The organism is Polaribacter sp. PL03 (genome assembly GCF_033875165.1).
In the GTDB taxonomy this organism is placed as follows: Bacteria; Bacteroidota; Bacteroidia; order Flavobacteriales; family Flavobacteriaceae; genus Polaribacter.
Genome location: NZ_JAWZSV010000003.1, coordinates 388,078 through 403,184, shown reverse-complemented (window position 1 = coordinate 403,184; position 15,107 = coordinate 388,078). Strand labels below are relative to the sequence as shown.

Annotated in this window: 9 protein-coding genes and 1 other RNA gene; 3 read left to right on the top strand and 7 right to left on the bottom strand. The window is 30.4% G+C overall.

Annotation, left to right across the window (positions count from 1 at the left end; genetic code table 11):
• Positions 1-11 precede the first annotated feature (11 nt).
• From SHK09_RS07765 to SHK09_RS07755, 3 genes are all read right to left on the bottom strand, one after another.
• Entirely contained in the window at positions 12-734 is a 723-nt protein-coding gene (locus SHK09_RS07765) for a mechanosensitive ion channel family protein (protein WP_319810206.1), read from the bottom strand.
• Positions 735-963: 229 nt separating this feature from the next.
• Positions 964-1,188, bottom strand: coding sequence for a DUF3820 family protein (locus tag SHK09_RS07760; protein WP_319810205.1), 225 nt, complete (start codon positions 1,186-1,188; stop codon positions 964-966).
• The gene (locus SHK09_RS07755) at positions 1,188-2,393 is read right to left on the bottom strand and encodes an NAD(P)-dependent oxidoreductase (RefSeq protein ID WP_319810204.1); all 1,206 of its coding nucleotides are present in this window, start codon (positions 2,391-2,393) and stop codon (positions 1,188-1,190) included. The genes SHK09_RS07760 and SHK09_RS07755 overlap by 1 nt, the downstream gene beginning before the upstream one ends.
• A 288-nt stretch (positions 2,394-2,681) precedes the next feature.
• Here SHK09_RS07755 and ssrA point away from each other — a divergent pair.
• Positions 2,682-3,075: a transfer-messenger RNA gene (gene ssrA, locus SHK09_RS07750) on the top strand.
• A gap of 88 nt (positions 3,076-3,163) precedes the next feature.
• On the opposite strand, the gene SHK09_RS07745 is transcribed toward ssrA, so the two are convergent.
• The 4 genes from SHK09_RS07745 to SHK09_RS07730 form a co-directional block, all read right to left on the bottom strand.
• Entirely contained in the window at positions 3,164-3,991 is an 828-nt protein-coding gene (locus SHK09_RS07745; RefSeq protein WP_319810203.1) for a helix-turn-helix domain-containing protein, read from the bottom strand.
• A 271-nt stretch (positions 3,992-4,262) separates the two neighbouring features.
• Positions 4,263-7,358 (bottom strand): DEAD/DEAH box helicase family protein, encoded by a 3,096-nt coding sequence (locus SHK09_RS07740; protein WP_319810202.1) that lies wholly within the window; start codon positions 7,356-7,358, stop codon positions 4,263-4,265.
• A gap of 475 nt (positions 7,359-7,833) precedes the next feature.
• The gene (locus SHK09_RS07735) at positions 7,834-8,364 is read right to left on the bottom strand and encodes a hypothetical protein (RefSeq protein ID WP_319810201.1); all 531 of its coding nucleotides are present in this window, start codon (positions 8,362-8,364) and stop codon (positions 7,834-7,836) included.
• A 93-nt stretch (positions 8,365-8,457) separates the two neighbouring features.
• Complete coding sequence (locus SHK09_RS07730; RefSeq protein ID WP_319810200.1) at positions 8,458-9,279, bottom strand: BT4734/BF3469 family protein; 822 nt, start codon at positions 9,277-9,279, stop codon at positions 8,458-8,460.
• A 1,614-nt stretch (positions 9,280-10,893) separates the two neighbouring features.
• Here SHK09_RS07730 and SHK09_RS07725 point away from each other — a divergent pair.
• Both SHK09_RS07725 and SHK09_RS07720 read left to right on the top strand, forming a co-directional pair.
• Positions 10,894-13,182 (top strand): beta-galactosidase, encoded by a 2,289-nt coding sequence (locus tag SHK09_RS07725; RefSeq protein WP_319810199.1) that lies wholly within the window; start codon positions 10,894-10,896, stop codon positions 13,180-13,182.
• 7 nt (positions 13,183-13,189) lie between these two features.
• Positions 13,190-15,106 (top strand): CRTAC1 family protein, encoded by a 1,917-nt coding sequence (locus SHK09_RS07720; protein ID WP_319810198.1) that lies wholly within the window; start codon positions 13,190-13,192, stop codon positions 15,104-15,106.
• Position 15,107: the final 1 nt, after the last annotated feature.

Below are 15,107 nucleotides of genomic sequence, written 5' to 3'. Positions count from 1 at the left end.
ATGCTTCTAAATTATTTTTTAGGTAGCGCCGTAATTTCAAAAGCAGCAGAACCTACTTCTATTTTTCCTTTAGATTCTTTTATTGCTGTTAAAATCTTATCAAATAAGATAGATTTTGTACCTCGTCTCGATTTATAATCTACAACATATCTTAATGTAAAAGTCATCCAATTTTCATTAAAAGTCATAGAAACCATCGGTTTTACTCGTGCATTTTCTATACTATAAGTACCTATCATCTTGTCCCAAGAAATTTGAGACGTTTCTGCAAAAGCACCAACTTCTTCTTCTAATATTTTTTCGAATTTATCTTTTGCATATTGGTAATCTCCTTCTGTTTTAATTGGTATTGTAATTTCATCCCATAGAAAAGGAAAATCGCCAGAGTAATTATAAACAGGTTCTTTAAAAACAAAACTATTAGCTACTCTTACCATTTTTCCGTTATATAAATCGCCATTTACCCAATCTCCAATTTCCATTAGAGTTGTTCTTAATAAACCAATATCTATAACATCTCCCTTAATACCACCAAGCTTTACACGATCGCCAACTTTATAGAAATTACTAGTAAATACAGTAACATAACCTGCAATACTTACAATTACTTCTTGTAAAGCAAAAGCAATACCTGCCCCTGCAACACCTAAAGCTGTACCAATACCAGAAAGTTTTGTATTAAAAATATATAAGATTCCGAAAACGAATAAAATATAGCCTAAAAAATTAATCATTTTTTTAAACTTATACTTAGAGCTATTGTCTTTGGCTATTTTAAAGGTAGCCTTTTGTAAAATTTTTACAATTATGTAAATAACTACAAAAAGAAAAAAGATAGATGCTGTTTTTACAAAAACAGGGTTATTTATTAAGTCATTAATATTCACATTTATTAGAGAAAACGATAGAAGTTAGATCGTTTTCTCTAAACAAATATATTATATTTTTAAATTGATTTCAATTTTATGTAAAATCTCGTTGAATTTTTCTAACAATATCTTCTAAACCATTTAATTGAAGTTCATAAACCAACTCCATTTGCTTGCCTAGTTTCCCATTAGGAAATCCTTTTGTTTTATACCAAACAATATAATGTTCTGGTAACTCTATTAAAAATCTGCCTTTGTATTTACCAAAAGGCATTTTCATTTTTGCTAAATCTATAAGAAACTGTCTATCTTCAATCATTATTCTTTTCCTTCGATATAATCTTGTAAATATGAAAAACGTGCTGTCAATTTTCCGTTTTCTGTCATTTTAGCACGTTGTAAAACGCCGTCTTTATCATTATTAAAAAAAGCAGGAATTACGTTTTCTAAAAACATTTCTCCAAAGCCTTCACTTGCATCTTTTGGTAATTCGCAAGGTAAATTATCTACAGCCATTACAACAATAGCATGCTCTTCTTTATAATCTACTTCTAATTCTGTTTGTGGGTTATAACCGTAAATTGGTGCTGCAATTGTAGAAGCTCTTAATGTTGATGCTACAGGACCATCTACATCGCAAGAAATATCTGCTACAAATTTTATATTAAAGTCTAGAGATTTAGCATCTTCTCTTGTAAATAAATAAGGTGCTCCGTTCCCATAAAAATGTCCTGCTATAAAAAAGTCTGATACTTTAGCAAAACGCATAAAATCTGAAACATAAGCAGATGGATTATTATAAAAATCTATATTATCTATAACTTTTAAGTCTTTACGTTTATTATAATCTAAAACATCTGCTAAACAATATACAGGTTCATTAAAAGTAGTAGATAGGTATTCTTCTACAGAAACTTCTTTTATGCTCATTGCATCTAACATTTCTTTTGCACCATAAGCTACTTTACCGTTTCCTGTTAATAGAATTTTAAGGTTTGGTAAAGTTATTTTATTTAATTCTTTTATTAATTCTTGTTGGCTATCTAAAGTTTCTGCTTTCGGTAAATTAAAAGTATTATTTTTTAAACCTATTGCTCTAAAACCATTGTAAGCACCAACAATACCTGCGTAGCGACCAAAACCAATTAAACGTGCACCATTTTCTTTAATAATTGTTTCATGATCGTATAGCTCTATATTCTTTTCTAAAACAGCTAATAATAATTTTCTATTATAAGGTTGTTTTTTTATAGTATGACTAAAGAAAAAATATTTTTTATTATTGATTAAAGCTTCAATTGGCACTTCTTTTACACCAAATAAAACATCACAATTAGATACATTTTCTGTTACCTCTAATCCTGCAGCTTTATATGCCGCATCTGAGAAAACTCTAATTTCTGAAGACTCTACTTTAATAGCGGCTTCTGGAAAGTTTTCTTTGAATTCTTGTAGCTTTTCTGGTGAAAAAACAACTCTTCTATCTGGTGGATTCTTGCGTTCTTTTATAATGCCAAACTTCATAATCTTACTGTTTTTAGAGATAACAAAACCTATTCTGTATGAATGGTATAATATTTGCTCGAAGATATTAGAATTTATGATGATAAACAACAGTATTTTTTATACTTTTGCAGACCGCGTTAAGGATTGAAGTGACATCCTTTTTAATTTTTCATTAAAAAGATATAACGGAAAGCCTGACCACGTTTTTTTTACGTGGTAACGCCCAAATTAAAATCTATTGAAAAGTTTCTGAAACAAGTTCAGAATTAATTCAATTACGCAAATTAAAATTTGCTATTTCATTAAGGGGACGACTGGTTTTGACAGCGAGGACAGTGAATTTGTAAGCATACCGAGTTATGAAATAATACTCGTAAAACCTAATTTCAACTTTTTAAACGGCGAAGATAACTACGCTTTAGCTGCTTAATCCGAATTATAGTAGGATTAGCCTCGGCACACTAGGTGTGCAAGCTTTATGTCCACGGAAAGCCCTGATTTACGGCGTTTCACTTTTGGATATCGTAAAAGTAAATATAGAAAACCTGGTACTTCGGAGGGTTTTTGAAACTAAAGAAGTTAAGCTAAAAGCAGATTGTTCTTAATCAGCTTTCAGTCGAAAATTAAGAAAGAACTAAGTATGTAGAAAGCCTTTTGGCTGCTCGTTTGGACCCGAGTTCGATTCTCGGCGTCTCCACAATTAAAAACCTCAACCAACTTAAAGTAAGCTAGTTGAGGTTTTTTAAATTAAAATTTAGTCAGCATTTAGTCAGTAACTATTAATTTACTTACTTCTTTAATTTTTCTAAAGCTTCTATAAGCTCTTCTTTTTTGTAATAAACTCTTCCTCCAATTCCATAAGAAATTATTATTTTTTGCTTAGTCCAATTACTTAAAGTTGGTAAGGATATTTTTAATAACTCACTCGCCTCTTTTCGAGATAACAATTTTTCTTCTGAAATTTTATTTTTTATTATTTTTAGGTCATCTTTTTCTAATATAGAAGTTGATTTCTTGTCAAGTTTCTTTTTCTTAATCTCTTTTTTTATTTTTAAAACTTCTTTAGTATTCTTTTTAAAAGTTTTTAATTGAAATGAAACTCCATGAATAGCTCTTTTTGTAAAAAATGCTATTAATACATTTCTAACCATTTCTATTGTAGAAATATCATCATATTCAAATAAAGCCTTTACGCAACCCGATGCAGAATGATCAAAATCATTTAATTCAAAAGTTCTTACTAGGTGCAATAAATACGCACTTTTTTTTATAACGTTATTTTTGTTTTTAACTCTTGATGAGGTATTTTTGATAAATATAGAACCATCTATCATATCTTCATTAGGAACAAATGAAAATAGATAAGGCATTTTTAACGCATCGCAACATTCAAATAAAAATTCCCCATAAAAATCGCTAAAATAGGTTGTAAGACTAACTTTATTTTCATTGTATTTTTCAAGATCAATATAAACAGGCGTCCAAGGATATTCTTCAGTATAAAATTGGAATTTATTCTTCTTGAATACTTTATTATCTAGAAGTTGTAACTGCTCTCTTTTAATTTTGATTTGTAGTTTCGCTGTTTTAATTATTTTTACTTTATCAATTTTCAAATTAAACTGTATTTAAATGCGAAGTTAAGGAGCTCAATAATAAGAAGCTTGGAAAAAACAATAAAATAAAATCCAGAACCTTTTTTCCTCAACAATGCCTTATTTATATAACAATAAAACATAATAAATTATGGATCAAAAAGAAGATGCAAACGATGTAATTATCAAAATTATTAAAGACGGTTGCCAATTATTAATTATGTGGATTAAGAAAAAGAGAGAAATCTTAGATTAAAGAGAACAAACCAGCCCATTTGGGCTGGTTTGTTTTTTACAATGAAATATTATAATCAACGTAATCTTTTATGTTTATATCATAAAATTTTATACTATAATTATCTATAGATTTATTTGATAAATAATTTTTCCTAAAATTATCAGGATTATAGATTCCTTTACCATTATTCTTTACTGGTGTAATCCCTTTTTTCAATCTAAAACCTTCATGATTGTAAGCGTAGTCACATAAGAAAACACAAGCTTGTTTTTTTGAAAAACCAGCATAAAGCAATTCGTTCTTTTCATTAAACACTACATAGACTTCTTTCGTGTAATTTGAAGTTGAGGTTACAACGGACCTACTACCAGAACTAGATCTTGGTCTAATGCTTTTAGTGTTTTTGTAGAGATTAGAATTCATAATTAGAGAATCATAAATATCATTCTTATTTATATTTACGATACCAGAAGTTGATTCTGGAAGTAAACTCTCGAAATTAAAATTATTATCACAGAAAAACATTCCCTTTTTAAAAGGTGAAATTTTGTATTTCGTTAAATTATTATACGTTGCATGTTCTGATGCTTTAAATGCCATTAAAAATATCTGATTGATTGTGCTCAAATCAAGCTGAATCTTCTTTAGTATCGGTAATAATCCAGGTCTGTATTCTGACCTTGGATCTTCTATCAAATCCTTAACATGCTCCAACAGGCTGAAAATATCTTTATTTTTCAACCAGTTCGTTGCATGACAATAAAGACGCTCTAGGTGTGGATTATTTCTCCTAATGATAGCAGGAATATGTTTGTCTATTTTTTCTGAAATACTAGTTGTGAAATTGTCAAATTTACGGTCAACGTCTTTTATTGTTAACTGTTCAGGTTCGCTATAATCATCTTTATCAATTTCCAAAGGATCTAATAATTTAGAACTTTCAATTATTTTAGGTATAATTATGGTTTCTAAATTTTTAAGTATTCCTTCTTTTGTATATCGTAATGGAGAATATTGGGATATCAACTTTAACTGATTTTCCAAATCTTCAAGATCATAACTCTTTATAAGCTCTTTATTAGAAAAACACTCGTGATAAGTATCTTTTTCAGATTCCAAAATGTGTCCTTTTTTATTGTCTCCGTAAAGTTTCTCAAAATAAGCTTTCTTTGGATCGGATTTTTTCCTCTGAGAATCAGACATAGACCAATCGTTCTTTTGTGTTACTGCATTAAGTTTATAGGTTATCAAATCAAACTGTTGTTGTACCCAATTGTCTTTAATAATTCCCACAAGTTTAGGTTCTGTAATTATGTAGGAAATCCAAGTAGCTTTTTCTACTTTAAAGACACCTAAATTCTTTTCAGCCAAATAATCTAATGATAATACGTAATTCAATGCCTTTAGATATTTGTTTTTTCCAATGTTATTACAAGATCTAACGTAATCCGTAATGTTTTTCAGAAAACTCTCCCCTTGTAAAGGTGTAAAGTCTATTTTAGGATTGATCAGATTGGTGATAATCTCCATAGCTTTGTGATGATCGTAGTAAGACTTCAATTTAAAATAGCATCGAAACAATTTATTTATCCCTCTTTCATGGGAACTATGAAAATCTCCTTCAATTGTACAAACATTATTTTGTTTTTCGATAATTGAAAAATTACCAACTTTTGTGCTGGCTGGATCAATTACTTTATTAGAAGCTTGAATATTAATTCTATATTCTTTATCAAGTTTATCTATAAGTTTGTAGATTCCCTTTTCGTCTTCTACTAGCGTTTTTATAATTTTGTTCTCCAATTCAATTTGGTGTTCTGACATCGCCTTAAGGTCCTCATCTAATTCTATATGTTTTAGGATTGTGTTAAACCCAGCATCTTTGGCTAAGTATTGGTAACCATCCAGAGAGTAAAACCAGTCCTCATAAACTTTTGTTTCCTTATTTATCATATTTTCTACTGTTACTTTGTTTTCTTCTTTGATAGATTTTGCATTAATATCATTTAAGGAAATACTAAGTGGGTTTTTTCGAAATTCATCTACAAAATGGACGTTTTTCACCTCAACAGCTTCTTCCGAAACTTGATTCGGAGTTGCATTTTCATTTTGGGATAGTAAATGAGAATTATACCTAGAAATACCGAGTAAAGTTTTTGCGGCATGATCATATTGAAATTTTCTGGTAGGGTGGGCTTCATCTGGTTTAAAAATTTTTGGAAAAAACACAGTAGTTTCACACAATCTGTTTCTAAATCTATTCGTTGCTTGTATTGTATCGATTACACTAATGTGGCTGTATTTATTCCCTAAATCGATGACCATTCCATACTTCTGAGGGGAGGTTTTACCTGCTTTTATGTCTGCTTCTGTTAACCCATCTTTATTAATGTTTATCCCGTTGACAAAATAGTTTGTAGTTAGAACTACATCAAAATCTCCAAACTTACTAGATAAAATGTTTTGTGTACATACTCCAGTGGATCCAGAATAGAATAACCCGACTTTAATTTCTTTTCCCAACTTCGTCTGAATATCTCTATGTAAATCGTCCATTTTTGCTTTATTATTAAAAACACAAACCAATTTTCTATCTTCTTTTAAATATTCTTTAAGTTGCCTCATTACAGCATTCGTTCTTTTATTTTTATCATTCGTATCCAAATGGACTAGATTTAAAGTTGGAGAAACTGCATACTCCTTTTTAACTAGGATCTTCTGAAATAAATGGTCAATACCATACTTTTTCATTATTTCAGGAATAACCAAGGTCTCTACATTAGGGGTCCCACTCATAAAAACTATTTTAGTGCTAGCATTAGGATATTTAACAACAAATTCGATAAGATGGAAAATTAAATCTGCAATTGTTTCTGGACGAAAGCTTAAATCATTGGTTAAAGCATGACATTCGTCAATAAAAATATACTCAAATGTTGCAAGTTTTTCATAGGTTAAATTTAGAATCTGGTTGTAAGTGGTATTTAATAAAAGATCCTTTTCTTTTGGTAATTCATAACCAAGTAAACTTGTTTCAGAATCGACTCTTTTAGGTTTTTTAGAATTTGATTTAAAAGAAAATAGAGTGTCGTTTATGCTGGAATGCGCATTAACTTGTGTTCTTTTGTCGCCATTTTTAGAGTTATCCATAGCCGTTTGTGTACTAATAGATTTATAGGGAGCGGCTAGTATTGTTCTCGCATCAATACCATATTTAGGATGCGTAGCAATTGAGTTTTTACCTGTCGGTAGTATTCAGTAGAGTTCGTTATGCTCTACTCGGAAAGGGCGTGCCCCTCCAGCTCATGGTTTCCCATGAGATTGGACTATATCTTCAGCTGTTCTAGCTGACATCCGCTTCCACCAGACTACTGGTGTACTCCTAATTAGGATAGTCTCTTAACTTTCAATCATATATAGATTTTGATAAGTACCAGTTGGGATTTCGCATATGTTAGTTATAAGTAATATGCGGTAATTGTCAAACGGTACACGAAAAATATATGAAAGCTTAGCTGCTGATTGGCGTACTTAGCGCAAGTTCTTTATTGTTCACTTACGTACCTTCAATCAATTAGAAATTGATTGTGGCTCTAGCTTTCCAGCAATTCAAATGTTTTATTACCTAAGGTTCCCACCTTAGGACGGCACAGGAAGTACCGCATTGTGATCTTAAAGCGAAAATCTTTTTTTCTGCATATTTATTTTGAAATAAATCATGCATTTTGTCTTTGTCCAAATAGTCTTTGGTTCCGAGTTCAACCTCGGCTGGTAGCTCTACCAAATCCTTTATTAACGGCAACCTCATCTTTTTTTTATCAAGATAGAGTTTAATTTTCCTCAAAAACTCCGATAGATCAGCATTCTTTTTGCCCCCTTCATTTAAATCTAAATTGTATTTGTAGTTCTCGTAATAATCATTAATAAGCTTAAAATCTGATACATTGGATGAGGTTGCTGTGAAATTATCCAATTCATAATCTTTAACAGCTCCAATTTCAAATACCAAATTATAGAATGGAGCAGGAGTTAGCTTTTTTCTTTTCTCATCATCATACGTATCATCACTTTTATCAGCCCACCTGTAATCGCTATGGTTTTTGTCTAATTTATTAGAACCTTGAGGGATTAATTTACTTAATTCATCAATAGCCATACTACGAAAAACACCATACAGAACCCAACATTGTTTGTTTAAGACTTCATAACTAGTGAATGTATTCTTTAACCAATCTTTTACTCTACTATCTTACTGAGATAACTGTATTATAAACGCTATTACTTTTTTAAACTTGTCCAATTCAAAATCGGTGTCAAAATCGTTAGACTTGTTTTTTTCATATAAATGGTAAGCATCTTCTTCAGATTTAATACAATTGTCTTCCATAACTTTCGTTACTTCCACTTTATTTTTTTTAATCTTTATGGCAAGTTCTTCTTTAAGTAGTTTTTTCTCTGCATCAACTATTTCTGAATATTTAGAAAACACCTTCGGATCGTATTTAAAGTTAGTTTTCTTATTAGATATAAAAGGAAGTAGCGTTAAACGTTGGGGGTCCTTCGTAGCAGTATCAATATTAGCAGCAATTTCAGAAAAATTTGCTGCTAATTCTTTTCTAGCGCCTTCATACCAAACTTTATGTTTGGTCATTACATCTTCTCTTTCTTCGCTGGCGAAATCGTTTTTGAAATCATTAGTTGAGGTATCAACCTGACAAAATAATTTAAACCCATTCCCACTGGGCGATACGAATGCCATGTATGGTTTTACATGTTTTGTGCCTTTCCATACTTTATTCATCCAATCGATAGTTGTCTTTTCATCTCCAATTTTGTCAAAGTCGAAAACAAATCTTCCTGTATGCTTGAACTCCATTTTCTCTTTGTCTCTTGTGCTGGTATGCAAGGAAATCATTATAAATGGCAAAAATCGTTTTACCGTTTTGACATCTCCACCTGCAGTGTCTAATAGTTTCTTTATAGAGCCTGTTGGATCAGTTATTTCTTTTATAAGATCTTGCTCTTGTATTTCTTCTCCTATAAAATCATCCCACTTTCCAAAGGAGGTCATACTGGATTGCCATTTGAAATTATAACCAAGGTAGTCCCTAAGGAAATTATTCAGTTTATAACCTAAGTTATTCTTTAAATTTTTAAAATCTTGTTGATGCTCGCTAATAAAGTCAGAGCAGTAATTTAATACGTTTTGAGTTTTGTCTCTTTCCTTGTAATTGCCAGCTAATAAGTCTAGAAGGTCTTGTTCTTTTTGTGTTGATTTTTTGTATATAACACCTGCTGCTATCCATCTGTATATAGAGTCGTTAGTAGTATGTGTTGCAAAATAATAGTAATTCTTAACCATTTAATTCTTTTTATGGTTTTAATAAACTTCTTATATGTACCAGTTGCGATTTTGTATTTGTTGTCTTAAAAGTAATATGCATTAATTGCCAAGTGGTACACTCAAAATAGTATACATAAGGTCAAGACGATTTAGTCGCTGTTTGGTTTTTTACAACTTTTAAAATGAACATTTAGGTGTTTTGTCCAATATTAAATATTAACTTGAAAGTAATAACGGAATTTTGCCGTTCGTATTTTATTTACTAAATTCACTACTTATACGTATTCCAAGGTCAAATCCTAATTAAATAAAAACATTTTTTAAGCTGCAAATTTTTGTAACTCTACATAAGGTGTTCCTCTTTTTACTACGGCAAAAGCTCTTGATAATATTTTATTTCTAACATTATTTAAAGCGACCATTTTGGGTTTTCCTTCTGCTACTTTTTTCTGATAATATTGTTTTAGTTCTTTGTCGCATTATATCGTACTCACACACTAGCAAGGGTTAAGAGTGTTTTCATTTTTCTATCTCCTATGTGGTGAATTCTGTTTTTTCGATGAACACTGTTAAGATGATTTCCCCCTAAAACTTTAGTTATAAAACCATTTCGATAATAATCAATAATTGAAATTGTAACAGATTTTTATGGAATAAAAGATTTAGATGAAGCAAAATTTAGGCTAAACCACCTTCTCATAGTAAAAAAGTAGATTGAAATTATAATTAAAGTCCACTATTATTACCACGTATACTGAGGGTAAATTAAAAGAAAAGAATTTTGTTTTAATTTTCTTGAAAAGTTCTGCTTATTTAACTGTTGTCTGGTAACTAAAATTCACTGTTATTTAACAGGTTGAACAACTTTTTCTTATTGTCTATCTAAATGCACAAAAGGTGAATAGAATATAAACATATGATAATGTAGCTCTTCTTTGATAAAAAAAAACTGCAATGCTAATTAACTAAGTTCACAATCACTTTTATGAATTAAGAAACCCTATCACAAAAAACATTTAACCAAAATACTTTCTTATCCAAACCTAAAGGTAAAAAGAAAGCATAAAAAAAGAAAAGCTAGTAAACTCAAAGTTACAAGTACATTTCCACTAGAATTAAACTGTACAAACACCTAAAACACTTCCTTATTTAATATTAATTCGTTTACTTGTAGAGAGAATAGTTTTAAACATGAATAACAATCTATTACACACTGTAATACAAGAGATTAATACTATTTGTCAAGTTATATCTGTACAACACTAAATTCTATAATTATATTAAACCAAAGCAAATATGAAGGGAAAATACAATCTTTTTAAAACTGTCAGAAAATTGTTAATGTTAACATTTATTTCTGTGGTATTTTTTTCATGTAAAAAAGAAACTTCACAAAAAGAAAATTGGAGTTCAGAATCTGAAATCTTGTTTTTAGATTTCGAAAAAGAAGACATTAATAACAATTTCATTGACATAAAAGGAAGTCACAAAATTGTTGAAAATAATGGAAATCATGCATTAGAAATTTCCTTTAAAAAAGATGAAAAAATTACAGGAGTTAAATTAACACCGAAAAATGATTTCAAATTAAATAAAAGCAAAAAATATAGTTTAGTTTTTGATGCTAAAAGTTTAGGGGACGAAACTACTTTTTTAACAGTTTATGCCGAAAACGGAAATGGAGAAAGAGTAAGAAGAATTACAAACATTGATACAGGTGAATTCAAATCATATTTCTTTGAACTCACCTCAAATAAAACTGACATAAATAGTGGTTTAAGAGATACTCCTAAAGCTTGGAAAACCGAAGCAACTCATATGAAAATTAGTGGACTTCTATATAATATGGATTTTTCTGAAATAGCAGGAATAGACTTTTTTAGATTAGAAGGTTTAAAAGACAAAACTATTTTAGTTGATAATATTAGAATTGTAGAAAGCCCGGAAAGAGATCCAAATTTTTTAAAAGGAATTGTAGATAAATTTGGGCAAAATGCAAAAAGAGATTTCCCTATAAAAGTACATTCTGATGAAGAACTAAAGAAAATTGCTGATGTAGAATTAAAATCTTTAGCAGAATATACGTTAATGTCAGATAGAAGCCAATATGGTGGATGGAAAGATGGTCCTAAATTAGATGCAACGGGTTATTTTAGAAAAGAAAAAGTTGATGGAAAATGGGCTTTAATAGATCCAGAAGGTTACTTATACTTTTCAATTGGTTTAGCAAATGTACGTATGGCTAATTCTACAACGTATACGGGTATCGATTATACAGATGAAAAACTATATCATAGAGACCCAGAAGATGTAACTCCAGAAGATTCTAAAGGGATTATTGATATTCCTCTAGAAACCATGAAAACAGCTCATGTAGTTAATAAGTTGAGGAATGATATGTTCCTTGAATTACCAAAATTTGATGATGCTCTAGCTAATCATTATAGTTATAGAAGAGAATCTCATTTTGGGCCTATAGAACATGGACAAACATATAGTTTTTATAGATCGAACTTAGAACGTAGATATGGAGAAACAAGCAAAAATTCTTTTTTTGATAAATGGTTAGAAGTTACAGAAAACAGAATGCGTAATTGGGGATTCACGTCCTTTGGAAACTGGATTGACCCAGCATTTTATCACAGAAATAACTTACCTTATTTTGCTAACGGATGGATTATTGGAGATTTTCAAAAGGTATATTCTGGTTCGGATTATTGGGGACCAATGCCAGATCCTTTCGATCCAGAATTTGAAAGAAGAGTAATAAAATCAATTGATGTTGTTTCTAAAGAAGTCGAAAACAATCCTTGGTGTATGGGTGTTTTTGTTGATAACGAAAGAAGTTGGGGGAATGAAAGTTCTACAAAAGCACATTATGGATTGGTTTTAGATGGTTTATCTAAAGGAAAAGATAGCTATTTAAAGCAACAGTTTATGACTATTTTAAAGACTAAGCACAAAACTATTGGAAACTTAAATAAAGCTTGGAAAACAAATATAGCTAGTTGGAAAGAACTTGAAAAAGGTGTTGATTATAAAAAACAAAATGAATTTCCTGAAGGTATGGTGGCAGATTTTTCTATAATGCTCACAGCTTTTGCTACCAAATATTTTAAAACTGTTCATGATATTTTAGAAGATAAAATGCCAAACTATATGTACATGGGATGTCGTTTTGCTGTTTGGGGAATCACAAAAGAAGTTCGTGAATCGGCAGCTAAATATGTTGATGTTTTTAGTTACAATCATTACAAAGAAGGTATTGGTACTAAGTACTGGAAGTTTTTAGAAGAAATAGATATGCCAACAATTATTGGAGAATATCACATGGGAGCCCCAGATTCCGGATTATTTCACTCAGGTTTAGTTCATGCAGCAGATCAAAAAGATAGAGCTAATATGTGGGCAGATTATGCAAACTCTGCAATAGACAACCCATATTTTGTAGGAGTACATTGGTTTCAATATTTAGATTCTCCACTTACTGGTAGAGCCCACGATGGTGAAAATTATAATGTAGGTTTTGTCTCTAATACAGATATTCCTTATCCACCAATGATTAAAAAAGCAAAAGAAGTAAATTCAAATTTATATACAAGAAGGTTTGGTAAAAAAATAAAAAAGTAATTAAAAAATGAAACGTTTACTTAAAACAAAATCGAAACAATTATTAGCCCTTGGGTTTCTATTAATTTCTCTTATCAGTTGTAATAAAGGTAAAGAGAAAAACAATCCTATAAAATTTATAGACGTAACTAAAGAAGTCCATTTAAATACAGAAAAAAACTGGAAATATGGCGGACCAACTATCGCAGACATCAACAATGATGGAAAATATGATTTACTTTTAGGTAATCATGACAACACACCTATTCAATTATTTTGGGCACAAGAAAACAATACTTTTAAAGAACAAAAAGGGCTTTTCCCAAAAGCAGATTTACATGGAATGGCTGCAGGTGATTATGATAAAGATGGTGATTTAGATTTGCTAATTTCTTTAGGAGGCGGAAACGGGTCAACACCACAACCTCAACGCTTGTTACGTAATGATAATGGGAAATTTGTGGATGCTACAGAAGAAACTGGGTTATCAGAAATGGGAGCTCGTGGTCGTTCTGTAAGATGGATAGATTTAGATAATGATGGTGATTTAGATTTTCTTCAAATTAATGCAGAACAAATGGTCAATGAAGAAATTCCAAGAAATCTATTATTCGAAAATAATGGAAACGGAACATTTACTTATAAAAAGAGTGAAGCTTTTGAACAAATTAATGCAGAACGTTTACTAATTACAGATTTTAACAATGATGGAATACTAGATTTACTAACATTTTCTCCTTATGCTGCCGCAGAATTTTGGAAAGGAAATAACGATTTTTCATTTACCAACTTATCTAAAGAATGGTTACCTAAAGAGTTACAGAATATAGACCAGATGAGTACTGCTGCACAGGCAGACATAGATAATGATGGTGATTTAGATTATTATTTAGCAAGAGGTAAAAGTTATTATCAAATTGCAAATAATTCTATTTCTTTTGATGAAAAACTGAAACGATTAGATTTAAGAGATGAAGGAAACAAAAGTCATGATGGTATAACTTTTTATGCGGATGCAGCTATACAACTTTCCGATTTTTATCGTTTTCCTAGAGGCCCTGAAAAACCAAGTATTCCGTTGTTTATTGGAAGTTCTAAAACCGAACATAAAATGCCTTTTGACATTCAAAAAGTAACGCAAAATGAAGCGAATGGATTTCCCGAAATTTTAGACAAAAGCGGATGGTACTTAGGCTATTTGGGTGAAGGAAAATGGCGTTTAGAATGGTTATTAAAAACCAATTTAGCATGGGATGTGAGAGCATCTGTTGTTGGTGTTACAAAAGTAGTACCAGATTGGACTCCTCAAGACTTGGGTGTTCCAGATGTTTTGTTGATTAATGAAGGAACTCATTTTATAGATGGGTCTAAACATTTGCCTAAAGAAAGCTTGGAAAACAATTGGGGAATAACTACAGGAGATTTTGACAACGATGGCTTTAATGATTTCTTCTTATATCGTTTTGGTGGTTTAATCCAAAGAAGTGAAGACGTGATTTTTAAAAATAAAGGAAACTTAGAGTTTGAATCTATTTTAACACATGGAGCAAACAATATTCCATCTAAATCTCATGGAGATATGGGGGCAACTTTCGATTATAATTTAGATGGTAAAATAGATATTTTAAGTGGAGATGATGATAATGGACAATGGCATTTATACGAGAACGAAACAGTTTCTGTAAACAATTATGCCCTTTTTAGAGTTGGTAATTCTAAATCTAATGTAGATGCTTATGGCGCTAAAGTTTACATCACAACAAAAACTGGAAAACAATTCAAACTTATTGGTTCTAGTAGTGCTTCTCATGCTCAAAGTTTTTTAAACAGTGTTCATTTTGGTCTAGGAAAAGAGAAAGTAATTGAGAAAGTAGAAGTGGTTTGGAGAAGTGGAGAAAAATCAACTCTAACCAATTTAAAAGCAAACAAAATCTATCAATTTTAAA

Excerpts from the sequence above, each read along its gene's own strand:
- SHK09_RS07765 (WP_319810206.1), bottom strand. The coding sequence starts at position 734 with ATGATTAATTTTTTAGGCTATATTTTATTCGTTTTCGGAATCTTATAT.
- SHK09_RS07760 (WP_319810205.1), bottom strand. The coding sequence starts at position 1,188 with ATGATTGAAGATAGACAGTTTCTTATAGATTTAGCAAAAATGAAAATG.
- SHK09_RS07755 (WP_319810204.1), bottom strand. The coding sequence starts at position 2,393 with ATGAAGTTTGGCATTATAAAAGAACGCAAGAATCCACCAGATAGAAGA.
- SHK09_RS07740 (WP_319810202.1), bottom strand. The coding sequence starts at position 7,358 with ATGGATAACTCTAAAAATGGCGACAAAAGAACACAAGTTAATGCGCAT.
- SHK09_RS07735 (WP_319810201.1), bottom strand. The coding sequence starts at position 8,364 with ATGGCTATTGATGAATTAAGTAAATTAATCCCTCAAGGTTCTAATAAA.
- SHK09_RS07730 (WP_319810200.1), bottom strand. The coding sequence starts at position 9,279 with ATGACCTCCTTTGGAAAGTGGGATGATTTTATAGGAGAAGAAATACAA.
- SHK09_RS07725 (WP_319810199.1), top strand. The coding sequence starts at position 10,894 with ATGTTAACATTTATTTCTGTGGTATTTTTTTCATGTAAAAAAGAAACT.
- SHK09_RS07720 (WP_319810198.1), top strand. The coding sequence starts at position 13,190 with ATGAAACGTTTACTTAAAACAAAATCGAAACAATTATTAGCCCTTGGG.